The following is a 24,197-nucleotide window of genomic DNA, read 5'->3' as shown; positions in this document are numbered from 1 at the left end:
TGAGGTGTCGCCGGAGCCGGGCGGGCCCGGGCAGGGGTGTCAGCGGGCGACCAGTTGCAGCTCCGCGGAGGCCTCCTCGACCATCGCCACGCCGATCCGGCTCACCCGGACCGAGAAGGGCTCGCCGGCGACCCGTAGGCCGGTCAGCTCCAACTCGCCGAGCGGGGCGGTGCTGGCCGGACGGACGAGGACCCGGCCGCCCGGCACGTCGGGGCGGACCCCGGCGAGCGCGAACACCGCGTGCGCGGCGCCGGCCGCCGAGACCGCCGCCGGGCGGCAGGCGGCCGGGTGCGGCACCGGCGGGCAGCCGGGGATGCGCTGCTCCCCCGCGTACATCTCGGGCAGCCGCCCCTCGTAGTGGGCGGCCGCGGCGAGCAGGCCCTCCAGCAGGGCGCCGGCCTCGTTCTCGTGGCCGGCTTCGGCCAGCCCGGCGATCGCCAGCGCGGTTTCGTGGACCCGCACCGCGCCGCCGCGGTGGCCCAGCGGGTTGAAGCGGGGGGACTTGGCGCTGAGCGTGCGCAGGCCCCAGCCGCTGTCCAGCTCCGGCGCGGCCAGGCGCTGGGCGAGCAACCGGGTCTGTTCCCGGTCCAGCAGGCTCTCGTGTCGTCCGCCGTCGGCGGCGAGCCCGGTGTCCAGCAGGTGCACCAGGCAGGAGGCGACGGCCGGCAGCGGCTGGCCGCCCGGCGCCAGCGCGGCGGCGGGGCGGCCGCCGGAGAGGTCGTCGATCCAGAACCGCTCGCGGAAGCGCCCGCGGAGTTCGGCGGCCCAGCCCCGCCACGCCTCGGCGCCGGGGCGGCCGAAGGCCTCCAGCAGTTCGGCGCCGTGCAGGGCGGCGCGGTGGGCCTGCGCCTGGACCTCGGCCCGGGCGGCCACCGGGTGGGCGGCGCGGTCCTCCGCCGGGCGGCTGAGGTCGGTGACGAAGCCGTCGACCAGGCCCTCACGGAGGGCGGCCAGGGCCCGCTCGGCGGCCGGGAGCAGGTCGGCGGTCTCCGCACGGGGCAGGCCCCAGCGCCAGGCCTCGGCCAGCACGGTGACGAACAGCAGGGTGGCCTCGGTGGCGGTGCAGGTGGGCGGCAGCTCAGGGCCGCCGTGCCGGAGGGCGCCGGGCAGCAGGCCTTCGGTGCGGCCCGGGGCGGCGGCGGGCTGCTGACGGCGGGCCAGCGCCCGGAGGGTGCCGGCGGCGAGCCGGGTACCGAGCGGCAGGGTCAGCCGAGCGGCCCAGAGCGCGTCGGCCGGGGCGAGGCCGAAGCGCCAGGGCGCGCCGGAGGCCGGGTAGAGGTCGGTGGGGCGGTCCGGGTCGGCGAACAGCAGCCCGCCGAGGGCGTCCAGGGAGCGGGTGACCAGCAGGGCGGCCCGGGCGTCGTCGCTGCGGACCTCCGGTTCGGCCCAGGGCAGCGGCACGCCCGTGCCCCGCCCGCCGGGCGGCCGCGGGCCGGGGGCGGTGCTCTCCAGTTCGGCGCGCAGCTCGACCGACCAGCGGGCGCCGGGTTGCACCTCCAAGTCCCACCGGAGCACCCCGGCCCCGGCCAGCACCGCGTGCGGGGAGGGCTTGGCGCTGACCACCGCGCTGTGCGCCGGACCGGCCCAGCGCAGCCCGGCGGACTGCACCTGGCCCGGCAGGTCGGCCGGGCGGTGCCCGGCGGCGATCTCGGCGACCGGGCCGAGGTCGGTGCCGAGGGCGATCTCCATCGGCAGCCGGGCGGGGCGGCCGCCGGTGTTGCGCACGATGACGGTCTCCACTCCGTCCGCGTGGCGCAGCCGCTCGACGGTGAGCGCCGGGTCCGGGTCGAGGTCGCCGGGGAGCCGGACGGCGCCGAGGAAGCGGGCCTGCGCGGTGCTGGTCAGGGCTCCCTGGAGCGGCAGCGGCTCCATGCCGCCCAGACGCAGCTCCATCCGGGCGAGCACCCGGACGCCGTTGCGGTAGAAGCCGTGCAGGCCGTGGCCGCGCAGTTGGCCGTCCGGTCCGGAGGCGGCCATCGCGGGGGCGTTGACGCAGAGCACCGCGTGGTGGACGGCGGGGGGCTGCGGCCTTGGCGGGGCCGCGAGCCGACTCGGGCCGACGGGCGCCCCCGCCGGTCCGGCCGTCTGGACCTGGTCGGGACGGCCGACCGGTCTCGGCGCGCCGACCACGCTCTCGGCCGGCATGGCCTGTGGTGGCCTCATGGCGGTCACCGGACTCTCCTCCCCTCGGCGGTCCGGTGGCCTGGTCAGGCCGGTGGGCCGCGAGCACGCTCGATCGCGTGCTGATGGTGCCGGGCCGGCGGGGTGCCCCGCCGGCGGGTGTGCCGTGTCTGGCCGTACCCGGTGCCGGGCCGTGCCATGCGGTGCGCGGTACCAGGCCGGTACCGGCGCTCCGCGCCTTCGCGTCGGGCCCGCCGCGGTGCCCGGTACGTCGTCAGGTCCGGTGGTCCGGACCGCCGGTGGCGGCCGGCCCGTAGGCCGCGGCGGCGGCGGCCGGGCCAGGTGACCCGAGCCGGCCCCGCACGCTCCGGCACCCCGGCGCCGTGACCGCCCCGCTCTGCGGGCGGTCCGCCCGGAACCTGCCGCCGGACGGCCGTCAGCCGGTCGCCGGGCCCCCGGGGTGAACGCCGCGCACCGCCTCCAGGTCACGCCCGGCGACGGGTGCGGCCCGTCGAGCCCGGCCCGCCGGGCGGTCGTGCCGCAGCCGTCGAGCCGTCACGGTCGGGCCGCCACCGGGCTGCCACCAGGGCGGCGCGGTCTCGCCGTCGGGTGGTAGCGGCTGCGCCCGGGTCCGCGGCCTGCCGTGCAACCCGCCCCGGCCCGGCATCGTATGCCTGGCCGAGTGTGCGGTGGCCGTCGAACCGGTGCCCGACCGCGGTCAGGATACGGTGCGGGGGTCGCGGCACCCGCACCCGGTGACCCCGTGAGCCGCGACCTGACCGCTGTGACCAGCAGAGACCGAGGAGTTGCATGTCCACCGTCAGCCGGCTGCCCGGGATTGTTACGACCGACCACGTCTTCCAGGCCCCCCTCGACCACGCCGACCCGCAGGGCGAGCAGATCGAGGTGTACGCCCGCGAGGTGGTGGCCGCCGGCCGCGAGCAGGCCGACCTGCCCTGGCTGGTCTTCCTCCAAGGCGGGCCCGGCGGCAAGGCCGCCCGCCCGCTCGGCCGCGACGCCTGGCTGGAACGCGCCCTCGACGACTACCGGGTGCTCCTGCTCGACCAGCGCGGCACCGGTCGCTCCACGCCCGCGACCCGGCAGACCCTCGCCCGGCGCGGCGGTGCCCAGCAGCAGGCGGACTACCTGGCGCACTTCCGCGCGGACTCGATCGTGCGGGACGCCGAGCTGATCCGCCACCAGCTGCTCGGCGCGGACCGGCGCTGGAGCGTGCTCGGCCAGAGCTTCGGCGGCTTCTGCACCCTCACCTACCTCTCCTTCGCCCCCGAGGGCCTGGCCGAGGCCTTCATCACCGGCGGTCTGTCCGGCCTCGGCAGTTCGGCGGACGACGTCTACCGCGCCGCCTACCCGCGGGTGGTCCACAAGAACGAGGACCACTACGCCAGGTTCCCGCAGGACGTCGAGGCGGTACGGCGGATCGCCGCGCACCTCGCCGCCGCCCCCGCGACGCTGCCCGACGGCGGCCTGCTGACCGTCGAGGCGTTCCAGGCCCTCGGGCTGATGCTCGGCGGCGGCAGCGGCTTCGGCACCCTGCACTACCTGCTGGAGGAGGCCTGGGTGGACGGCGCGGCCGGCCCCGAGCTGTCCGACACCTTCCTGGCCGGTGTCCAGGCCAAGCTCTCCTTCGCGGAGGGCCCGCTGTACGCCGTGCTGCACGAGTCGATCTACGGCCAGCGCTCGGTGGACCAGGGCGGCACCGCCTGGTCGGCCGAGCGGGTCCGCAAGGAGTTCCCGCAGTTCGACGCCCGGGCGGCGCTGGACTCCGGCGCACCGGTGCTGTTCACCGGGGAGATGATCTACCCCTGGATGTTCGACACTGACCCGGCGCTGCGCCCGCTGAAGGAGACAGCGGACCTGCTGGCCGCCCGTACCGACTGGCCCGACCTGTACGACCCGGCGCGGCTGGCCGCCAACACCGTCCCCGTCGTGGCGGCGGTCTACCACGACGACATGTACGTGGACACCGCCGACTCGCTGGCGACCGCCCGCGCGGTGCGCGGTCTGCGGACGTGGATCACCAACGAGTGGGAGCACGACGGCCTTCGGGCGAGCGGTGGCAAGGTGCTCGACCGTCTGATCAAGCTGGCGCACGGCGAGGCCTAGCGAAGCCCGCCCGGGCCGGGCGGCGATGTTCCGGACGACCCCTGGCGGACGCCCGGCGAGGTCAGCGCGCATGGTGGGCTCCCCTCGCCGCCCGACGGACGCCCCGGCACCGGTGGCGCCCGGCGGCCGACGGTGCGGCGGCGGCCCGGGACACCGCTGCCCGGCCGAGCCGCAGGCCCCGGGCGGACCGCTGCCGGGGCACCGGAGCGCACCCGGGCACCGGCAGCAGGGCGAGCGGGCCCGGACCGTCCGGACGCGGCGTCGGCTCGGCGGGGCCGACCGGGCCGACGGGGCCGTGCTCGGCCGCCGCCGCTGTGGCCTGAGCCGCCTTCGAGGCCTTCCTGCGGGAGGTCCGGCGGCGGCGTGAGGCCCCCGCCGGCCCGGGCAGCCCCGACGACCCACCGCGGCCCGCCTGGTCACCACCCGGGCCCTCGGTGGGCGCCGGCCCCGGTTCACCGCCGGGCACCGACACGGGCCCAGCCGCCTCGCGCCGCCGACGCTGCGCCTCGACCGCCGCGAGCAGCGCGTCGGGCGTCATGCCGTCGTTCAACGACTCGTACAGCAGCTCGGCCAGCAGGTAGGACGGGTCGAGGCGGAGGACGTGGCCCAGCACGACGCGGGCCGTCGCGGTGTCCCCCGCCACCCAGGAGGCCCAGGCCAGCAGGGTGAGCGGGGCCACCGCGCAGCCCTCGTAGGGCGGCACGGCGCGCCGGGCGAGGAAGCGCCAGAGCCGCTCGGCGGGCGCGAGCTCGGCGGGCCGGGTGTACTCGACTCCGCGATCCCGGGTGAGGCGGTCCCGCAGGGCGACCAGCAGCCGGGCCGCCCGCTCCTCGTCGAGCTCCCGGGCCCCGGCCGCGAACTCGGCGAAGGCCTGGTCGAGCAGGCAGGCGCCCTGCTCCTGGACGGACGCGCCCCCGGGGCCCCCAGCACCGTCGGCACCGTTGGCGGCCTCGGCCGCCTCGGCCCGGGCGAGCGCCGCGCGCTGGGCGTCCGCCCCCGGCGGGCCGATCGGAGCCAGCCCGCCGATGATCGCCTTCCGGCTACCGCGCGGCGCGAGGCCGGCGAACGCCGCGGCGGCGGCCGCCGGGCCCGGGCCGGGGGCACGGCGGATCGGGTTGCCCGCCGGATCGCAGCACCCGACGCGGCGGCAGAGGAAGGACCACCAGCGGCCGTCCGAGACGCAGAGCGACTCCTTGACGGCCACCCCCCTGCGTCCGAAGGCCGCGCGGAGGTCGCCCGCCAGCGGCCGCAGGCCGTCCACCACCGGAGGGGCGTGCGCCGTGGTCGGATCCTGGCAGAGGTAGAGGAGCACCTGGACCGGCCGCTCGCCGTGCCGCTCGGAGAGCGCGACCAGCAGGGCAGCCGTCTCCTCCGCCGCAGCCGGCCACTGCTCGGGCGACTCCGGAACGTCCGCCCGGATCACTCCGCCCTGGTGCAGGTCGGGGCCCTGGAGGCCGACCGCGACGATGCTGTCGTCGGGGTAGAACCCCAGGAGGTAGGGCAGCAGCTCGGCCATGTCGGCCGGGCCGCGCATGGTGACCGGACGGTGGCCGGAGGACGGGCCGAGGGACAGGGTGACGCGCTCGTTGTTCATGACGCTCCCGTTGTTCATGACGCTCCGGTTGTTCGCGGCGTTCATGACCGGAAGCGTGACGCAATCCGAGAGACGCACCGGATTTTTCTCTTTTCCTGTGGATAACTCGGCCCTCGTTTTCCGCTTCCCTCATTCGGAGCACACCGAGCCCACTCCCCCGGGTGATTAGTCGGCGGCCGTTCAGCTGAGGAGCTGATGAAATACATCCGGCCTCCACCTCTCCGCAGCCTCGGCATTCGCCCCATGTCAGCGGCTCGGGGTTACATGGACGCCATGCAGCAGTCCGAGAACCACACCACCGCCACCGCCGACCGCGCCGAGGTCCGGGCGCGGGCCGAGGCCGTCCTGCGCGAGCTCGCCGGGCCCGGGGCCGCCCTGCGCGAGGACCAGTGGACGGCCATCGAGGCCCTCGTGGTCGACCACCGCCGCGCCCTGGTCGTGCAGCGCACCGGCTGGGGGAAGTCCGCGGTCTACTTCATCTCCACCGCCCTGCTCCGGGCCCGGGGCGCCGGGCCGACGGTGATCGTCTCCCCGCTGCTCGCCCTGATGCGCAACCAGGTCGAGTCGGCGGCCCGGGCCGGCATCCACGCCCGGACCATCAACTCGGCCAACACCGACGAGTGGGACGAGATCCAGGCCGAGGTCTCCGCCGGGAAGGTCGACGTCCTGCTGGTCAGCCCCGAGCGGCTGAACAACCCCGACTTCCGCGACCAGGTGCTGCCCAAGCTCGCCGCCTCCACCGGCCTCCTCGTGGTCGACGAGGCCCACTGCATCTCGGACTGGGGCCACGACTTCCGCCCCGACTACCGCCGGCTGCGCACGATGCTCGCCGAGCTCCCGCCCGGCGTCCCGGTGCTGGCCACCACCGCCACCGCCAACGCCCGGGTCACCGCGGACGTCGCCGAGCAGCTCGGCACCGGCAGCACCGACGAGCACGCCCTGGTGCTGCGCGGGCCCCTCGACCGGGAGAGCCTCACCCTGGGCGTGCTGCCCCTGCCCGACCCGGCGCACCGCCTGGCCTGGCTCGCCGACCACCTCGACCGGCTGCCGGGCTCGGGCATCGTCTACACCCTGACGGTGGCCGCCACCGAGGAGGTGACAGCCTTCCTGCGCGAGCGGGGCTTCCCGGTGGCCTCCTACTCCGGCCGCACCGAGGACGCCGAGCGCCGCACCGCCGAGGCCGACCTGCTGGCCAACCGGGTCAAGGCACTGGTCGCCACCTCCGCGCTGGGCATGGGCTTCGACAAGCCCGACCTGGGCTTCGTGGTGCACCTCGGCTCGCCCAGCTCGCCGATCGCCTACTACCAGCAGGTCGGCCGGGCCGGGCGCGGCGTCGACCGGGCCGAGGTGCTGCTGCTGCCCGGGCGCGAGGACGAGGCGATCTGGCGCTACTTCGCCTCGCTGGCCTTTCCTCCGGAGGAGCAGGTGCGCCGCACCATCGACGCGCTGGCCGAGGCCGGCCGCCCGCTGTCCACCGCCGCACTGGAGCCGCGGGTGGACCTGCGCCGCACCCGGCTGGAGACCATGCTCAAGGTGCTCGACGTGGACGGCGCCGTCCGCCGGGTCAAGGGCGGCTGGACGGCCACCGGGCAGAGCTGGGCGTACGACACCGCCCGGTACGCCAAGGTCGCGGCCTCCCGCGAGGCCGAACAGCGGGCGATGCGCGAGTACGCGGCGACCACCGGCTGCCGGATGGAGTTCCTGCGCCGCCAGCTGGACGACGAGCAGGCCCGTCCGTGCGGCCGGTGCGACAACTGCGCGGGGCCGCTGCACACCGCCGAGGTCTCCGCCGAGGCCCTGGACGCGGCCCGGGCCGCCCTCGGCCGCCCGGGCATCAGCTTCGAGCCGCGCCGGCTCTGGCCCACCGGGATGGACTCCCTCGGCGTGCCCCTCAAGGGCCGGATCCCGGCGGGCGAGCAGGCCGAGAACGGGCGGGCGCTCGGCCGGCTGTCCGACATCGGCTGGGGCACCCGGCTGCGCACCCTGCTGGCCGACCAGGCCCCGGACGTACCGGTCCCCGGCGAGGCCGTGGACGCACTGGTCGCGGTGCTCGCCGACTGGGCCCGCGGCCCCGGCGGCTGGGCCGGGCCCGCGACGGCGGACGGCGCCCGACTGGAGCGGCCGGTCGGCGTGGTGGTCATGGCCTCCTCCACCCGCCCCCAGCTGGTGGGCAGCCTCGGTGCACGGATCGCCGAGATCGGCCGACTGCCGCTGCTCGGCCGGATCGAGTACGTCGACGGTCGCCCCCCGCACGGCGCGCGCAGCAACAGCGCCCAGCGACTGCACTCGCTGGCCGGCGCGCTGACGCTGCCGCCGGAGGTGGCGCAGGCGGTGGCCGAGGCCGGCGGCCCGGTGCTGCTGGTGGACGACCTCGTCGACTCGGGCTGGACGGTCACCGTGGCCGCCAGGCTGCTGCGCCGTGCCGGGGCGAGCGCGGTGTTGCCCCTGGTGCTGGCCGTGCAGGGGTGACCGGGCGGCAGCGGGCCGCAACTCCACCAATCACTCGAATGGCCTAACGAAGGGAGAAAGCAGCCCACGCGCGAACACGCGGGACGCCGGAGCGGGGAAAGGAGTGGTCACCGTGCCGAGAGCCGTTCACCGGACCCCGCACACGGTCTGGATCAAGGTCCGACGCCGCCCGAACGACGCTCGGAACGCGGTGGAACATATCCGGCGGAACGTGGGCTTTCGGGTGGCGTTCATCGTTTCATCGTTGCCGCTCCACCCCGGATACCGCGAGAATTGGCGCGTACCCGAAACCCTGTCCGCTGGACCCGGCCTTCGGCGTACCCACGTACCCGCGTGCCAGTGGGTCAGGAAGGAGGATCGTGATCAACGGTATCGGCCGAGGTCAGCATCCCCTCGCCCGGAGTTCGGCGCCCAGACGGCTGCTGGACCTGGAGACCTGGACCGCCTCGGGGATCCCGTTGCTGCGCGACCCGCGCGAGTTCGTCGTGGAACTGCACCAGCGCCACCTGCCCCAGCCGGGCACGGTCGTGATCGCCGTCCTCAACGCGCTGCACCACGTCTCCGCCTCGGCCTCGTTCACGCCCTGGCCACACGACACCGACGGTTGGCAGCACCGCAACGCCCTGCTCACGCACCTGCGCCAGATCACCCCGCACGACCTGCGGCTGGCCGAACCGACCCGTACGGCCGTGGTGTTGCGCTGCCGCGAGGGCGCACCCGGCTGGACGGAGCAGGACGGCGCCTGGATGTGGGCGCTGCGGGACGCGGCCGGCCTGCATGGCCTGCGCTGCGGCTCGTACATCGGGCTCACCCCGGCGGGCTGGCACGTCCTCGGGGACGGCCGGAGCGGACGCGATCCGCACGCGGGCTCGTGGGCGGACGGGGTGGTGCACACCGTCACGGAACTGCCGCCACGCTCGGCGCTGGACGCCCCGCGCGGCCAACGCGCCCGGCAGCAGGCGGCCGAACGGGCCCAGCACGCCCGGCAGTCCGAGCACCCGTGGCCCCCGGCGCGGGTCGCCGCCGTCCAGCCCGCCCGGCGCACCGGCACCCGCTGACCCCGCCGACACCCACGGGCCACGGTCGCAGACGACGCCACGGCCGGACCCGGACCGTACGTACGCCCTCGCCGCCACCGGGGCACGACGGACCCGGGCCCGGCACCGTACGGCGCCGGGCCCGGGGTGGCTCGGTCGTGGTCAGGCGCCGGTCGAACGACCGGGCGCGGTTCCGGCCGCCCCAGCGGCGACCGGGCCGGCGTCACCGCAGACCACGAGCAGCGCGGTCGTGTGGCCGAGCGCCTTGGCGTGGGCCTCGGCGGCCCGGACGGCCGTCCCGCCGTTGACCACCAGGACGACCACCTCCCGGCGCACCGGGCGGGTCAGCGCGACGTCCGCGTAGAACACGTCCCCGCCCTCGGCGAGCTGCGCCCAGTAGCGCTCCTCGCCGAAGGAGAGTTCGTGCTGCTGCCAGGGGTGCGCCTCGCCAACCGTCAGCACCAGGATGTCGCCCGGGTTGCGGCCGGCGTCCAACAGTCGGTCAACCGCGTCGTCTGCGCGTTCCAGCGCCTGCGCCGGGGTGGCGGCGACGCGCTGGACCTCGACCTGCGGTTCGGTGCCGCCCGAACGGCGCTGCGTCGGCGAGGGCTTGGGGATCAGTCGCGGCGGACCGGAGCGGTCGGCGCGCGGAGGTGCCGGGCGCGGCGGTCCCGGACGGGGGCCGGGCACCGGAACGGCGGCGACGGTGGTGGTGGATGCGGTGGAAGAAGCGCCGCCGTTGGCAGGCGCGCGGAGGGCTTGTGCGTCCGACTCGCGGGGGAAGGGAACGCCGGGGCCCGGGAGGCTCTCGTGAATCTCCGACTCCTCGGGGAAGACAGGCATACCCGGATATCTATCAAATGCCGCTCGAACACGCACGCGCACCCCACCCATTGGGCACCGCACACCCACCGCTCCACCCAGGCAATTCCAGACGGACCGTCAGAAACCGAGCGTCAACTGTTCGTCGGCGGAGCCTTCGGCCGCACCCGCGACGTCCCGGACGCGCTTCAGGTGCCGCCACTTCGGCAGCGCGTCCAGGTATGCCCAGGAGAGCCGGTGATGCCCGGTGGGGCCGAACTCCTCCAGCGCGGCGCGGTGCACCGGGGACGGGTAGCCGGCGTTGTCCGCGAAGCCGTATTCCGGGCATTCCTCGCCGAGTTCGGCCATCAGCCCGTCGCGGTGGACCTTGGCGAGCACCGAGGCGGCGGAGACGCAGATGCAGGACTGGTCACCCTTGATCACCGTGCGCACCCGCCAGGGGCCGCCCAGGTAGTCGTGCTTGCCGTCCAGGATCACCGCGTCGGGCTCGACCGGCAGCGCCTCCAGCGCGCGGACGGCGGCCAGCCGCAGCGCCGCCGTCATGCCGAGTTCGTCGCACTCCTGCGGCGAGGCATGGCCGAGCGCGTAGGCGGTGACCCAGTCGGCGAGGACCGGGACGAGCGCGCGGCGGCGCAGTTCGGTGAGCAGCTTGGAGTCGGTCAGCCCCTCCGGGGCCTTGCGCAGACCGGTGACGGCCGCGCCCACGGTGACCGGGCCGGCCCAGGCGCCGCGCCCGACCTCGTCCAGGCCGACGACGATCTTGGCGCCGGCCCGGCGGAGCGAGCGCTCGACGGAGTGCGTCGGCGGGACGATGGGCATCGCGAGTTCCGTTCGGCGGAGGGGCAGCCCGTTCAGCTGGGCAGCATCCAGCCTAAGCCCCGCCGCTCGGCCGCCCGGGCCGGCCGCCGGCAGCCCCGCCCGCGGAGCCGCGGCCACAGCCGGAGCCACAGCCACAGACGCCCTCAGGCGCGGATCAGCGGACGCAGCACCTCGTCCAGCAGCCGGGCCCCGAAGTCCGGCCCCATGTTCTCCCGGCCGCAGATCTTCACCTGGTAGAGCAGCATCGCCGGGACGACGTCCGCGACCAGCGCGGTGGCCGCGCCGGGCCGGACGTCGCCGCGGTCGGCGCCGCGGCGCAGGATGGCCAGGATGGTCTCCTTGGTCGGCTCGATCACCCGCTGGCCGATGAAGTCCTTGAACACCTCGGCCCGTTCATGGTCGATCTCGCCCATCAACGTCTGGATCGCGGCGCCCGTCGGGGAGTTCATCGCGCCCATGAACAGCTCGATGAGCTGCCGCAATTCGAGATCCGCGGACCCGAGGTCGGGGGTGTCGTAGGGGCGTGGGAGAGTGGCGTCCAGGGCGTCGATGACCAGTTCGTCCTTGGACGCCCAACGCCGGTAGAGCGCGGCCTTCCCGGTCCGCGCCGCGCCCGCGACGCCTTCCATCGTCAGCCGCGCGTATCCGCCGGAGGTGAGCTGGTCGATCGTGGCCTCGAAGATCGCGTTCTCCAACTCCTTCCCCCGGCGCCGCACCGGCCGCGTGAGGGCCTCGCGGGCGACCCGCATCGCACAGTGAGCCGCCGGCTCGGGCACCGCCCCCGGTCGCGCCGCGGGTGACGGGGGCGCGTCCGCCGTCTCAAGCGGTCGGGCGCCCGCCCGACCGGTCGCCCGGTCCGCCGTCAGGCGCCGCACCAACCGATCCATCGCCACCATCCTTAGGGAACGCTTGCGTTCACAATCAGGCCCAGGATATCGTCCACATTAGTGAACGATCCCGTTCCTTCCTAGCCCGCGCCAGACCGTGGGCTCACGCCGGACCAGTCGGTCCGCAGCGTACGAAGCACGCAGCCAGGCACATAGCCAGCAGGGGGCACAATCGTGGCTATCTCCGACACGATCAGCAAGAACTCACCACCACAGAGCAGTGGTCAGGGCCGGGGCAAGGGCATCACCCTGACCGTCATCGCGGCCACGCAGTTGATGGTGGTGCTCGACGCCACCATCGTGAACATCGCGTTGCCGCAGATCAGGGACGCGCTGAACTTCTCGACCACCAACCTGTCGTGGGTCATCAACGCCTACACGCTGACCTTCGGCGGGCTGCTGCTGCTCGGCGGGCGCGCGGGCGACATCCTCGGCCGCCGCCGGGTATTCATCTTCGGGACCCTGCTGTTCGGATTCGCCTCCCTGCTGGGCGGATTCGCCCAGGACGGCGGGATGCTGCTGGCCGCCCGCGCGCTGCAGGGCATCGGCGGCGCGATCTGCTCACCGACGGCATTCGCCCTGATCGCCACCAACTTCGAGGAAGGGCCGGAACGCAACAAGGCGTTCGGCGTCTTCTCGGCGGTGGCCGGGTCCGGTGCCGCGATCGGCCTGCTGGCCGGCGGCCTGCTCACCGAGTACCTGGACTGGCGCTGGGTCTTCTTCGTCAACGTGCCGATCGCGGCGCTGATCGCGCTCGCCGCACCGCGCTACATCGCCGAGTCCGAGCGCCACCCGGGCCGCTTCGACCTGCCGGGCGCACTCACCTCGACGCTCGGCCTGGTCGGCCTGGTCTACGGGTTCATCCGGGCCGCCTCGGACGGCTGGTCGGACAGCATCACGCTCGGTTCCTTCGCGGGCGGCGTGCTGCTGCTCGCCGCGTTCGTCGTGATCGAGAACCGCACCGACCAGCCGATCACCCCGCTGCACCTGCTCGCCAACCGCAACCGCACCGGCGGCCTGGTGATGATGCTCTGCCTGGCCGCGGCCATGTTCGGCATCTTCTTCTACATCACGCTCTTCGTGCAGGGCCCGCTCGGCTACAGCCCGCTGAAGGCCGGCGTGTCCTTCCTCCCGATCAGCGTGTCGATCATCATCGCCGCGCAGCTCGCCTCCAGCCTCCAGGCCAAGTACGGCCCGAAGCCGTTCATGGCGGGCGGCGCCCTGCTGGTCACCGTCGGCCTCACCTGGCTGACCCAGATGAGCAAGGACAGCGGCTACCTGGACGGGGTGCTCGGCCCCACGGTCATCTTCGGCTTCGGCATGGGCCTGATCTTCGTCCCGGTGATGCTGCTCGCGGTCGCGGGCGTCCCCGGCCAGGAGACCGGTGCCGCATCCGGCCTGCTGAACTCCATGCAGCAGATCGGCGGTTCGCTCGGCCTGTCGATCCTGACCACGGTCTTCGCGCACTACGCCACCGCCGAGGGCAAGCTCCAGCAGCCGAAGTTCCTCCAGTCGGCCACTCCGGACCAGCTGGCCTACCTCCAGCAGCACCACGAGTTCCCGAAGGGCACCGACGCCGCCAACTCGGTCCTCACCCAGGGGATTTCGCACGGCTTCATCGTGGGCGCCGCGCTCGCCGGGCTGGCGCTGGTGGTCTCGGTCTTCGTGATCAAGGCCAAGGCCAGCGACCTGCCGAGCGGGGCCTCCGGCGTCGCGATGCACTGAGCCCGACCAGGGCGCACACCGCACCACACCGGGCCGGCCGGGAGCAACACGCTCCCGGCCGGCCCGGCCACGTTTCCCTACCGCATTTCCCTGCCGCGTTTCCCGGCCGCGTTTCCCCGGCCGCACGCCGGCCCCGCCCCGAACGAACGCCCGCCCCGGGACAGGCCCGGGCGTCAGGGCCAGAGGTCCTGGTACCTCATCCCGGCCCGCTCGCAGGAGGTGCGCCCCTCCTCCAGTTGGTCCACCAGCGGCCGTTGCGCCAGGATCTCCCGGGCCCGGGCGGCGGAGGCGCTGGTCGCGTACCAGGGCTGCCCGGGGTGCTCCTCCAGCCCGGCGCGGATCAGCTGCAGCGCGCAGGTCCGCTGGGCGGCGGGGAGCCGGTCCAGGGCGGGGGCGGCGTCCGGCGAGAGGTCGCGGACGTTGCGCAGGTCGATCCGGGAGGTCCGCTCGAAGCGGGCCACGTTCTGCTCGGCGATGATCGCGTCCGGGCCCATCAGCCCGTACACCGCCGCCGTGAGCATGCCGCTGAGGACGACGACGCGGGGCAGCCAGCCCGCCGAGCGGGTCAACCCGGCGGTGATCAGCAGCAGCAGGACGACGCCGAGCCAGCCCTCGACCACCAGCACCCAGAGCCGCAGCCTGGTCAGCCCGGAGGCGTCGACGTAGAACCACATCCGGCCGAGCGCCGAGGCGACCACGACCAGGGCGAGTACGCAGAGCGCACCGAGCAGGATCCGCGCCACCCGGCGGTCGGCGGGCGTGCTACGCGGGGCCCAGCGCTTGGCGACCGCCACCACGACCAGGGTGAGCGCGGTGATCACGCTCAGCTGCCAGAAGCCCTGCCGGGCGTACTCGGAACGGCTCATCCCGGTGTTGCGCAGGACGGCGTCGGCGCCACCGAGCACCACCAGGGCCTGGATCACCGCGAAGGCGCCGAACATCAGGTTGAGCGCGACCAGCGGCAGCGCCCACTCCAGCCGGCGGCGGGCGCGGCCCGGCCGGACGACCGTACGGTCCCAGCGGCGGGGCCCGGCCGCGATGTGGGCGAAGCCCAGGGCGGTGGACGCCCCCAGGACGAACAGCACCGCGCGCAGCGGGAGCCCGCCGAGGTCGAGGCTGGGGCTGAGGCTGCCCAGCAGGTCCGCCATGGCGGCGTCCGCACCGGCGAACAGCAGGCCGAAGACGGTCAGCAGGACGGCGGCGACCGCGAGCGCCTTGAGCACCGGGACGATCCGGCCCCGGTGGGGCAGGCTCCGGCCGCGCAGCCCGTCCCTCAGCCAGAGCGCGCCGGGCGGCAGCTGCCAGAGGACGGCGGGCAGGGGGAGCAGGACGCCCGCCCAGCGGCGGCCGCCGTGCAGTGCGAGCGAGGCCAGGCCGAGCGCGCACCCGATGGACAGCGTCACCGGCCAGCCCGCCTCCCAGAGCGCCGGGACGGCGAGCAGGGCGACGGCGAGCAGGCTCCACACCACCGTCCAGGGCCGGATCCGGCGGCCCGCCGACCGGGCGGCGAGACCGGCCGCGGCAGCGGTGGCCCCGGCGCAGATCAGCAGGTTGACGCCCAGGCCGTCGAACAGCAGCCAGGCCGTCAGCAGGCCGGTGAGCAGGGCCAGGAGGAGGACCCGGGGCGTGGCGGCCGCCCTGCGCTCGGGGTCGCTGGGGCGCAGCCACCCGTGGTGCGGCGGCGCGGACACGCCGGACCCCCAAGGGGGGCTGGGCGGGGTCGCGGGTCCGGGCTCGAGTGGCAGGTCGGCCGGGGCGGGCGTGGAAGGGCCGGACATGAGTCCCCCTCGGTGGTCGGCGGGCATGCGGAAGCCGCCCTTGGGGCAGTCCGCCGTCGGACGCGCTCGGCGCCGCGGCTGCAGCCGACTGTAGACCATTCTGAACAGGTTCAAAAATCAGTTCTGAACAAGTTCAGAAATCTCGGCCCGCCTTCCCGCCACCGCTCCCGCGGCCTTCCTGCGGCCCTCCCACAGCCCTCTCCCACAGCCCTCCCGCGGGCCCCTCCACCACCCCGCCGCTACCCCTTCACCGACCCCGCCAGCAGGCCCCGGACGAAGTACCGCTGCAAGCTGAAGAAGACGATCAGCGGGACGATGATCGACAGGAACGCCCCTGCCGTCAGCAACTCCCACCGCCCGCCGAAGGACCCGGACAGCTGCGCCAGCCGGACCGTCATCGGCGCCACCTCCGGCGTGCCGCCCGCGAAGGTCAGCGCGACCAGCAGGTCGTTCCAGACCCACAGGAACTGGAAGATCGCGAACGAGGCCAGCGCCGGGGTGCACAGCGGCAGCACGATCGAACGGAAGATCTTGAAGTGCGAGGCCCCGTCCACCACCGCCGCCTCCATCAGGTCCCGCGGCAGCTGGGCGATGAAGTTGTGCAGCAGGAACACCGCCAGCGGCAGCGCGAACATGGTGTGCGCCAGCCACACCGGCGCGTAGCTGCCCTTCAGGTCCACCGCCGGGATCAACGTCAGCGAACCCAGGTGCGCGCCGCCGGAGAAGAGCCGCAGCAGCGGGATCAACGCCATCTGGATCGGCACCACCTGGAGCGCGAACACCCCGAAGAACACCGTGTCGCTCCCCCGGAACCGCACCCAGGCCAGCCCGTACGCCGCCATCGCCGCCAGCACCAGCGGGAACAGGGTGGCCGGGACGCTGATCGCCAGCGAGTTCACCAGGAACGGCATCAGCCCGGTGGAGACGCCGGAGCCGCCCTCGAACAGCACCGTGTGGTAGTTGCCCAGGCCCAGGTCCGGGTGGAGGAAGGCGTTCCACCAGCCGTTCGCCGTCACGTCCTGCTTGGGGCGCAGCGAGGTCACCAGCAGGCCCACCGTCGGGATCGTCCACAGGACGGTCACCGCGATCACGAAGACCGAGGCCAGCGGGCTGCTGAAGGCCTTCCGGACCGGGCTGCCGTGCGGCGCGCTCATCGCGCGGGCCGGCCTGTCGTGCGGTGCGCTCATCGGACCCCACGCTCCTTCCGCAGCTGGACGATGTTGTAGGCCACCAACGGCAGCACGGCGAGGAAGAGGATCACCGCGAGGGCGCTGCCCCGCCCGGTGTCGAACTGCACGAAGGACTGCGAGTACATCTCGTTGGCCAGCACCTGGGTCCCGAAGTTGCCGCCGGTCATGGTGCGGACGATGTCGAAGGCCTTCAGCGTGATGATCATGATGGTGGTCAGCACCACCACCACCGTGGTGCGGATCATCGGCACCGTGACGTACCAGAACAACCGCACCCCCTGCGCGCCGTCCAGCCGGGCCGCCTCGGTGACCTCGTCGGGGATCGCCTTGATCGCCGCCGACAGCACCACCAACGCGAAGCCCGTCTGCACCCAGACCATCACCGCCATCAGCAGGAAGGTGTTCAGCGGCTGCGAGAGCATCCAGTTCGGCGGGTCGTCCCAGCCCACCGCGATGGCGAGTTGGCTCAGCAGGCCGATCTGCGACTGGCCCGGTCCGCGCGACTCGTAGACGAACTTGAAGATGATCGAGGCACCGACCAGCGAGATCGCCATCGGCATGAAGATCAGCGACTTGTACACCGCCTGGCCGCGCATCCGGTCCACCAGCAGCGCCAGCACCAGGCCCAGGCCGGTCGCCGCCAACGGCGCGACCACCAGCCAGAGCAGCGTGTTGACCAGCACCTTCTGCACCGAGTCGGTGGTGAACGCCCAGCCGAAGTTCTCGCCGCCGACGAACCCGCTGCCGTCGGCGTTCTGCAGGCTCAGATAGACCGTGCGGATCAGCGGCACGACCAGGCCCACCAGCAGCAGCACCGCGGCCGGGCCGAGGAACACCACCACCGACAGCGGGCGGGAGAGCCGGCCCCGGGCCCGGCCCGCCGCGAAGAAGACCAGCAGCAGGATGCCGAGGAAGCCCGCGACGGCGCCGAGGCTGTTGCCGAACTTGACCGCCGCGTCACCCCAGGAGCCGGTGGCGAGCGCGATGACCGGTGAAGGCGTTCCGGGTACGGACATGACGGTGCGTCCCTCCTGTTCTGGTGGGAAGGGGCGGGCGGTGCGGGTGGGTGGCCCCGCACCGCCCTCGACAGGTGGTCCTGAACGGCGCCCGGCCGGGCCCGGCACGAGTCCGGCTCGGCGCCCACTGCGGGCGTACGCCTACCGCGGCCGGACGCCCACTACAGCCAGGCGCCCGCTGCGGGCGTACGCCTACTGCGGCCAGGCGGCGTCGATGTCGGCGGCGGTCTTCTGGATCGACTGCCCCTCGGCGAACCAGGCGGTCAGCGACTTCCACTCCTGCCCGGACCCGATGGCGGCCGGCATCAGGTCGGAGCCGTCGAAGCGGAAGGTCGCCGCGGGGTCGGTCAGCGCGTCCGCCGACAGCCGGTCGATCGGGTCGGTGTACAGGCTCTTGTCCACGCCCTGGTTGGCCGAGACCCAGCCCGTCGCGGTCTTCACCCGGCTGCTCGCCCAGTCCGAGCTGGACAGGTAGTTCTGCACCGCCTGCACCTCGGGCCGGCCGGAGAAGGCGGCCAGGAACTCGCCGCCGCCCTCGACCGGGTTGGGGATCGCCGGGTTCACCGCGGGCAGGTGGAAGGCGAACACGTCGCCGTCCGGGCCGACCTTGGTGCCCTTGGGCCACTGCGCCTCGTAGAACGACGCCTGCTGGAGCATGGCGCACTTGCCGGTGAGGACCGGCGCGCCCGCGTCCTGGAAGGTGGTGGTGGCGATCGACTTGACGTCGCCGTAACCGCCGTTGACCCAGGCCGGGTTCTGCATCCAGCCGGCGACGGTCTTCATCGCCGTGGTGATCTTCTCGTCGGAGAACTTCACCTGGTGGCCGACCCACTGGTCGTACACGTCACCGCCGTACGTGCCGAGCACCACCTCCTCCAGCCAGTCGGTGGCCGGCCAGCCGGTGGCCGTGCCCGAGGCGATGCCGCCGCACCAGGGCTTGGCGCCGCCGGACTTGGCGATCCGGTCGCTGAGCGCCATCAGGTCCGCCCAGGTCTTCGGCACCTCGTAGCCGCCCGCCTTGAAGGCCTTCGGCGAGTACCAGACCAGCGACTTCATGTTGGCGCTCATCGGCGCCGCGTAGAAGGTGCCGTTGACCGAGCCGTAGGTCTTCCAGATCGGACTCCACCGGTCCTCGTTGGTGACCGTCTGGGCGGGCGGCTTGACCACCTTGCCGCTCTTCACCATCTGCGCCAGCAGGCCCGGCTGCGGGATGATCGCGAAGTCCGGGGCGTTGCCGCCGGCCACCCGGACCGGCAGCTGGGACTCGAAGTCGTTCGAGCCCTCGTAACTGATCTTGATGCCGGTGCACTTGGCGAACTCGGCCCAGGACTTCTCCAGGTTGTCCGACTCCGGGCTGAGGATCGAGGCGAACATCGTCACCGTGGTGCCCGAATGCCCGGCGTACGGCTGGTACTTGGCGCAGTCGCCGGACAACGACGGAACCGCCGCGTCACCCCCGCCGCCCGAACCGCCGGAGCTGTTGGAACAGGCCGCGGTCAGGGCCAGCGCCGCGAGCAGGGCGGGTACGACGGCCAAGCGGCGGCCGGAACCGCGGTGACCGGAACTCCTGGACGGCGCGGTCGGGTTGAGGGTCAATGCGGTCCTCCTCGCCAGGGCGTGCTGCCGACGGTGGGCTGAACGACATCGCGCTGTACCGGAGACGGGCGTGCAGAGATCGCGAGCGGGCGACGGACGAACCGATCCGATGACGTTAACGCAGCCGCCAGCCGCCGCCAAGGTCCACGCCGACCTTCATCCACCGACACCCCGACCGCGACCTCCGCCCACCCTCCGCCCGGCAGCAAGTAGCTCAGGCGCGCCCGGTCACCCCCGGCCGGTCACCCCCGGCCGATCGGCCGTCCGGCCGGCGCACCGCCGAACCCGCCGGTTCACGCCAGCACCCCTTCGACGGCCCGCCGGACGGCCTGCGGATCCAGCCCGTGATCGACGATCACCCGGGCGCCGAAGCCGTCCCCCTCCCGGAGGACCCCCAGCAGCAGGTGCCCGACCGCGATCTGACCGGACTTCAGCCGCAGCGATTCGCGCAGCGAGAGCTCCAGCGCCTTCTTCGCCCGGGCACTGAACGGGCTCCGGCCCGCCCTCGAATCCAGCCTGAACCAGCCCCGCCGCTTCGGCTCCTCCTCGGCCGGCGCGTCCAGCGCGCCCTCGCCGAAGGCCGATTCGACCGCGGCCCGGACGGCCTCCAGGTCCACCCCGATCGAGGCCAGCGCCTGCGCGTCGTCCCCCGGCCCGAGCAGCCGGACCACGGCCCGCCGGGCGGCCTCGTGGTCCAGCCCCAGCCCGATCAGGACGCCGGCGGCCGGGTCGTCCGGCCGGGCCAGGATCGCCAGCAGCAGGTGCTCCGTCCCGATGTGGCCGTGCCGCAGCTCCCCGGCCTCCTGCTGGGCCCCGGCCACCACCTGCCGTGCCGGGTCGGTGAAACGCTCGAACATCGTTCAGCCTCCGTCCTGGTCCTTGCCGGGCCCGCGCCGGGCGTACTTCTTGTGCACCGCCTGCCTGGTGACCCCGAGGCAAACCGCGATGTCCTGCCAGGACCAGCCCTGCGACCGGGCGTTGCCCACCTGTAGGCCTTCCAGGCGGTCCGCCAGGTCGCGCAGCGCGCGGACCGCCCGGAGCCCGACCGCGGGGTCACGGCTGCTCGCCGCGGCCGCGAGCTCTCCGCTCTCACTCATGCTGTCAACTGTGGTTGACAGTTGCGGCGATGTCAACCCTGGTTGACATCAGCGGTCGCCGAACCGCTCCGCCAGCACCTCCTCGAAGGTCCCCCGGCCCACCGCCCGCTCCGGCGTGAGGTTCCCACCCGCCCGCAGCGCCCGCCCCGAGGCCCCCGGCACCCGCACCGGCAGCAGCACCCGCCGCCGACCCGACGCCCGCAGGTACGCCTCGGCCAGCTCCCGGTACGGCCGCACCCGCGGCCCGCCCACCTCCGGCGCGTACCCGGCCGGCCCCTCCCCCGCCAGCTCCGCCACCCGCGCGGCCACCTCCCGCACGTCCACCGGCTGGACCCGCGCCCCGCCCGGCACCGGGAACACCGGCAGCCGCGCCGACACGTCGAAGATCCTCAGCAGCAGGTCGTGGAACTGCGTCGCCCGCAGCACCGTCCACCCCAGCCCCGACTCCCGCACCACCCGCTCACAGGCGAGCTTCGCCCGGTAGTACGGGATCGGCACCCGGTCGACCCCGACGATCGACACGTACAGCAGGTGCCGCACCCCCGCCCTCCCGGCCTCCGCGACCAGCGTCCGGACCGCGGCCACGTCCTTCCGCCCCACCGTGGTCGCGCAGTCCACCACCACCTCGACCCCCGCCACCGCCCCGGCGATCCCCTCCCCGGTCACCAGGTCCCCGACCACCCACTCGACCCCCGCGCCCCCGCTCCGCACCCGCCGGCTCAACCCCCGCACCGCCACCCCGCGCGCGACCAGCAGCCGCACCACCTCCCGCCCCAGGACCCCCGTCGCCCCGGTCACCAGCACCGTCCCCATCACCACACCACTCCTCCCGCCGAACACCGTCACCCCTACCGACCGCCCACCGCCCCCATCCGTGACATCGCCACCCGAGAAGTGCCCGGAACAACGAGAAGAGGCGGGGCGAGGACGTGAAGTCCTCGCCCCGCCTCAGCGGTGGCTCACCCGCGCGGGGTCAGTACCGGCGGTCAGCTGCAGCCGCTGGTGGAGCCGCAGCCCTCGCAGAGGTAGCAGCTGCCGGCGCGGCGCATCTTGGTGCCGCAGGAGAAGCAGAGCGGGGCGTCGGCGTTGAGGCCGAGCTGGATCTCGATCAGCTCCGTGGAGTTGTGGGCCTGCGCCGGGGAGGCCTTGGGGGCCTTGGGCGCCTCGACGGCGGGGGCCGGGGTGGCGACCACCGGCGCCGACTGGGCGAGCGACTCGGTGTCGAGCTCCTCGGCCTCCAGCGGCTCGTAGGAGCCCGTGTCCAGGTGGCGCTGGCGCTCCTCGACGGAGTGGATGCCGAGCGCCGAGCGGGTCTCGAACGGCAGGAAGTCGAGCGCCAGGCGGCGGAAGATGTAGTCGACGATCGACTGCGCCATCCGCACGTCCGGGTCGTCGGTCAGACCGGCCGGCTCGAAGCGCATGTTGGTGAACTTCGAGACGTAGGTCTCCAGCGGCACGCCGTACTGCAGGCCGACCGAGACGGCGATGGAGAAGGCGTCCATCATGCCCGCGAGGGTCGAGCCCTGCTTGGACATCTTGAGGAAGACCTCGCCGAGGCCGTCGTCCGGGTAGGAGTTGGCGGTCATGTAGCCCTCGGCGCCACCGACCGTGAAGGAGGTGGTGATGCCCGGGCGGCCCTTGGGCAGGCGCTTGCGGACCGGGCGGTACTCGACGACCTTCTCGACCGCGGCGGCCGGGGCCTCCTCGGTCTTGGCCTCGGAGTCCTTCTTCTTGGCCGAGAGCGGCTGGCCGACCTTCGAGTTTTCGCGGTAGATGGCGAGCGCCTTGACGCCCATCTTCCACGCCTCGAAGTAGATCTCCTCGATGTCCTCGATGGTCGCGGAGGCCGGCATGTTCACGGTCTTGGAGATCGCGCCGGAGATCCAGGGCTGGATCGCGGCCATCATCCGGACGTGGCCCATGGCCGAGATGACCCGCTCGCCCATCGCGCAGTCGAAGACCTCGTAGTGCTCGGCCTTGAGGCCCGGGGCGTCCACCACGTTGCCGTGCTCGGCGATGTGGGCGACGACCGCCTCGATCTGCTCGTCCTGGTAGCCGAGGCGCTTGAGGGCGCGCGGGACGGTGCCGTTGACGATCTGCATAGAGCCGCCGCCGACGAGCTTCTTGAACTTGACGAGCGCCAGGTCCGGCTCGACGCCGGTGGTGTCGCAGTCCATCATCAGGCCGATGGTGCCGGTGGGGGCGAGCACCGAGGCCTGGGCGTTGCGGAAACCGTTCTGCGCGCCGATCCGCAGGACGTCCTGCCAGGTGTCGTTGGCCACGGCCCAGACCGGGGCGTCCAGGTCGTCGCGCGAGACGGCGGCGAGCGAGGCGTCCGCGTGCTGCTTCATGACCAGCTGGTGCGGGGCGGCGTTGCGGGCGTAGCCGTCGTACGGGCCGACGACGCCGGCGAGTTCGGCGCCGCGGCGGTAGGCGGTGCCGGTCATCAGCGAGGTGATGGCGCCGGCCAGGGCGCGGCCGCCCTCGCTGTCGTAGGCGTGGCCGGTGGCCATCAGCAGGGCGCCGAGGTTGGCGTAGCCGATGCCGAGCTGGCGGTAGGCGCGGGTGGTCTCGCCGATCTTCTCGGTGGGGAAGTCGGCGAAGCAGATGGAGATGTCCATCGCGGTGATGACCAGCTCGACGACCTTGGCGAAGGTCTCCGCGTCGAAGGAGTCGTCGTCGCGCAGGAACTTCATCAGGTTCAGCGAGGCAAGGTTGCAGCTGGAGTTGTCCAGGTGCATGTACTCGGAGCAGGGGTTGGACGCGTTGATGCGGCCGGACTCCGGGCAGGTGTGCCAGTGGTTGATGGTGGAGTCGTACTGGATCCCGGGGTCGGCGCAGGCCCAGGCGGCCTCGGCCATCTTGCGGAACAGCTTCTTGGCGTCGACGGTCTCGATGACCTCGCCGGTCATCCGGGCGCGCAGGCCGAATTCGGTGCCGTTCTCGACGGCGGTCATGAATTCGTCGGAGACGCGGACGGAGTTGTTGGCGTTCTGGTACTGGACGGAGGTGATGTCGTCGCCGCCGAGGTCCATGTCGAAGCCGGCGTCGCGCAGGGCGCGGATCTTCTCCTCCTCCTTCACCTTGGTCTCGATGAAGGCCTCGACGTCGGGGTGGTCGACGTCGAGCACGACCATCTTCGCCGCGCGGCGGGTGGCGCCACCGGACTTGATGGTGCCGGCGGAGGCGTCGGCGCCGCGCATGAAGGAGACCGGGCCGGAGGCGTTGCCGCCGGAGGACAGCAGTTCCTTCGAGGAGCGGATGCGGGAGAGGTTGAGGCCGGCGCCGGAGCCGCCCTTGAAGATCATGCCCTCTTCCTTGTACCAGTCGAGGATCGACTCCATGGAGTCGTCGACGGACAGGATGAAGCAGGCGCTGACCTGCTGGGGCTGCTTGGTGCCGACGTTGAACCAGACCGGCGAGTTGAAGCTGAACACCTGGTGGAGGAGGGCGTGCGTCAGCTCGTGCTCGAAGATCTCGGCGTCGTCCTTGGTGGCGAAGTAGCCGTGCTTCTCGCCGGCGGCGCGGTAGGTGAGCACCACGCGGTCGATGATCTGCTTGAGGCTCCACTCGCGCTGGGGAGTGCCGACGGCGCCGCGGAAGTACTTGGACGTGACGATGTTGACGGCGTTGACCGACCAGAAGTCGGGGAACTCGACGCCGCGCTGCTCGAAGTTGATGGACCCGTCGCGCCAGTTGGTCATGACGACGTCGCGGCGCTCCCAGCGGACCTCGTCGTACGGGTGCACGCCAGGAGTGGTGTAGATGCGCCCGATCGGCAGACCGCCCTTGGGGGCCTTGCCGCCGCCCTTGGCCGTGGTCTTGTCGGACTTCGACCCGCGTGCGGAACCGCTCGTGGTGTCTGTCACTTCTTCCTCCTCCTGGGCAAACGCCCGAAGTGCCCTGAAAAGTCCGGGCACCG

At 73.5% G+C, this 24,197-nt stretch carries 17 protein-coding genes; 4 read left to right on the top strand and 13 right to left on the bottom strand.

Annotated elements, in window-relative coordinates:
- Positions 1–39: 39 nt before the first annotated feature.
- Positions 40–2,163, bottom strand: a complete 2,124-nt coding sequence (locus tag OG556_RS23400; RefSeq protein WP_371522841.1) for a glycogen debranching N-terminal domain-containing protein — start codon at positions 2,161–2,163, stop codon at positions 40–42.
- Between the two features lie 768 nt (positions 2,164–2,931).
- Here OG556_RS23400 and OG556_RS23395 point away from each other — a divergent pair.
- Positions 2,932–4,245, top strand: a complete 1,314-nt coding sequence (locus OG556_RS23395; protein ID WP_371519029.1) for an alpha/beta fold hydrolase — start codon at positions 2,932–2,934, stop codon at positions 4,243–4,245.
- 61 nt (positions 4,246–4,306) lie between these two features.
- On the opposite strand, the gene OG556_RS23390 is transcribed toward OG556_RS23395, so the two are convergent.
- Positions 4,307–5,884, bottom strand: a complete 1,578-nt coding sequence (locus OG556_RS23390; RefSeq protein ID WP_371519026.1) for a DUF4192 family protein — start codon at positions 5,882–5,884, stop codon at positions 4,307–4,309.
- Positions 5,885–6,112: 228 nt separating this feature from the next.
- Here OG556_RS23390 and OG556_RS23385 point away from each other — a divergent pair, with 228 nt between their 5' ends.
- Complete coding sequence (locus OG556_RS23385; protein WP_371519024.1) at positions 6,113–8,308, top strand: RecQ family ATP-dependent DNA helicase; 2,196 nt, start codon at positions 6,113–6,115, stop codon at positions 8,306–8,308.
- 419 nt (positions 8,309–8,727) lie between these two features.
- Entirely contained in the window at positions 8,728–9,366 is a 639-nt protein-coding gene (locus OG556_RS23380; RefSeq protein ID WP_371522839.1) for a hypothetical protein, read from the top strand.
- A 141-nt stretch (positions 9,367–9,507) separates the two neighbouring features.
- Here the strand turns inward: OG556_RS23380 and OG556_RS23375 are convergent, their stop codons facing one another.
- The 3 genes from OG556_RS23375 to OG556_RS23365 form a co-directional block, all read right to left on the bottom strand.
- Positions 9,508–10,188, bottom strand: a complete 681-nt coding sequence (locus OG556_RS23375; protein WP_371519022.1) for a hypothetical protein — start codon at positions 10,186–10,188, stop codon at positions 9,508–9,510.
- A gap of 99 nt (positions 10,189–10,287) precedes the next feature.
- Positions 10,288–10,986: a ribonuclease HII gene (locus tag OG556_RS23370; protein WP_371519020.1), complete on the bottom strand. Its 699-nt coding sequence runs from the start codon at positions 10,984–10,986 to the stop codon at positions 10,288–10,290.
- 143 nt (positions 10,987–11,129) lie between these two features.
- On the bottom strand, positions 11,130–11,681 hold the full coding sequence (locus OG556_RS23365; RefSeq protein WP_371519018.1) for a TetR/AcrR family transcriptional regulator: 552 nt from the start codon (positions 11,679–11,681) through the stop codon (positions 11,130–11,132).
- Positions 11,682–12,047: 366 nt separating this feature from the next.
- Between OG556_RS23365 and OG556_RS23360 the strand changes: the two genes are divergently transcribed.
- A complete protein-coding gene (locus OG556_RS23360) occupies positions 12,048–13,598 on the top strand; it encodes an MFS transporter (RefSeq protein ID WP_371519016.1) in 1,551 nt (516 codons plus the stop codon).
- A 173-nt stretch (positions 13,599–13,771) separates the two neighbouring features.
- Here OG556_RS23360 and OG556_RS23355 read toward each other — a convergent pair whose 3' ends face one another.
- From OG556_RS23355 to OG556_RS23320, 8 genes are all read right to left on the bottom strand, one after another.
- Complete coding sequence (locus OG556_RS23355) at positions 13,772–15,289, bottom strand: DUF4153 domain-containing protein (protein WP_371519014.1); 1,518 nt, start codon at positions 15,287–15,289, stop codon at positions 13,772–13,774.
- Positions 15,290–15,615: 326 nt separating this feature from the next.
- Positions 15,616–16,563, bottom strand: coding sequence for a carbohydrate ABC transporter permease (locus OG556_RS23350; RefSeq protein ID WP_350880131.1), 948 nt, complete (start codon positions 16,561–16,563; stop codon positions 15,616–15,618).
- The gene (locus tag OG556_RS23345; protein WP_371519011.1) at positions 16,560–17,582 is read right to left on the bottom strand and encodes a carbohydrate ABC transporter permease; all 1,023 of its coding nucleotides are present in this window, start codon (positions 17,580–17,582) and stop codon (positions 16,560–16,562) included. Before OG556_RS23345 ends, OG556_RS23350 begins: the two co-directional genes overlap by 4 nt.
- 192 nt (positions 17,583–17,774) lie before the next feature.
- A complete protein-coding gene (locus OG556_RS23340) occupies positions 17,775–19,178 on the bottom strand; it encodes an ABC transporter substrate-binding protein (RefSeq protein ID WP_363623216.1) in 1,404 nt (467 codons plus the stop codon).
- A gap of 293 nt (positions 19,179–19,471) precedes the next feature.
- Positions 19,472–20,035, bottom strand: a complete 564-nt coding sequence (locus OG556_RS23335) for a Clp protease N-terminal domain-containing protein (RefSeq protein ID WP_371519007.1) — start codon at positions 20,033–20,035, stop codon at positions 19,472–19,474.
- Positions 20,036–20,038: 3 nt separating this feature from the next.
- Positions 20,039–20,275, bottom strand: a complete 237-nt coding sequence (locus OG556_RS23330; RefSeq protein WP_350880139.1) for an RNA polymerase subunit sigma-70 — start codon at positions 20,273–20,275, stop codon at positions 20,039–20,041.
- Positions 20,276–20,323: 48 nt separating this feature from the next.
- Positions 20,324–21,088 (bottom strand): SDR family oxidoreductase, encoded by a 765-nt coding sequence (locus OG556_RS23325; protein WP_371519005.1) that lies wholly within the window; start codon positions 21,086–21,088, stop codon positions 20,324–20,326.
- Positions 21,089–21,261: 173 nt separating this feature from the next.
- Entirely contained in the window at positions 21,262–24,144 is a 2,883-nt protein-coding gene (locus OG556_RS23320; protein ID WP_371519003.1) for a vitamin B12-dependent ribonucleotide reductase, read from the bottom strand.
- Between the last annotated feature and the right edge of the window lie 53 nt (positions 24,145–24,197).

Source organism: Kitasatospora sp. NBC_01300 (genome assembly GCF_041435235.1).
Lineage (GTDB): Bacteria > Actinomycetota > Actinomycetes > Streptomycetales > Streptomycetaceae > Kitasatospora.
This window is presented reverse-complemented; position numbering and strand designations above follow the sequence as displayed.

What these genes read in the sequence shown, in the direction of transcription:
- OG556_RS23330 (WP_350880139.1), bottom strand. Translation starts at nt 20,275, where the DNA reads ATGAGTGAGAGCGGAGAGCTCGCGGCCGCGGCGAGCAGCCGTGACCCC.
- OG556_RS23395 (WP_371519029.1), top strand. Translation starts at nt 2,932, where the DNA reads ATGTCCACCGTCAGCCGGCTGCCCGGGATTGTTACGACCGACCACGTC.
- OG556_RS23370 (WP_371519020.1), bottom strand. Translation starts at nt 10,986, where the DNA reads ATGCCCATCGTCCCGCCGACGCACTCCGTCGAGCGCTCGCTCCGCCGG.
- OG556_RS23345 (WP_371519011.1), bottom strand. Translation starts at nt 17,582, where the DNA reads ATGTCCGTACCCGGAACGCCTTCACCGGTCATCGCGCTCGCCACCGGC.
- OG556_RS23350 (WP_350880131.1), bottom strand. Translation starts at nt 16,563, where the DNA reads ATGAGCGCACCGCACGACAGGCCGGCCCGCGCGATGAGCGCGCCGCAC.
- OG556_RS23390 (WP_371519026.1), bottom strand. Translation starts at nt 5,884, where the DNA reads ATGAACGCCGCGAACAACCGGAGCGTCATGAACAACGGGAGCGTCATG.
- OG556_RS23385 (WP_371519024.1), top strand. Translation starts at nt 6,113, where the DNA reads ATGCAGCAGTCCGAGAACCACACCACCGCCACCGCCGACCGCGCCGAG.
- OG556_RS23400 (WP_371522841.1), bottom strand. Translation starts at nt 2,163, where the DNA reads ATGAGGCCACCACAGGCCATGCCGGCCGAGAGCGTGGTCGGCGCGCCG.
- OG556_RS23335 (WP_371519007.1), bottom strand. Translation starts at nt 20,035, where the DNA reads ATGTTCGAGCGTTTCACCGACCCGGCACGGCAGGTGGTGGCCGGGGCC.
- OG556_RS23375 (WP_371519022.1), bottom strand. Translation starts at nt 10,188, where the DNA reads ATGCCTGTCTTCCCCGAGGAGTCGGAGATTCACGAGAGCCTCCCGGGC.
- OG556_RS23325 (WP_371519005.1), bottom strand. Translation starts at nt 21,088, where the DNA reads ATGGGGACGGTGCTGGTGACCGGGGCGACGGGGGTCCTGGGGCGGGAG.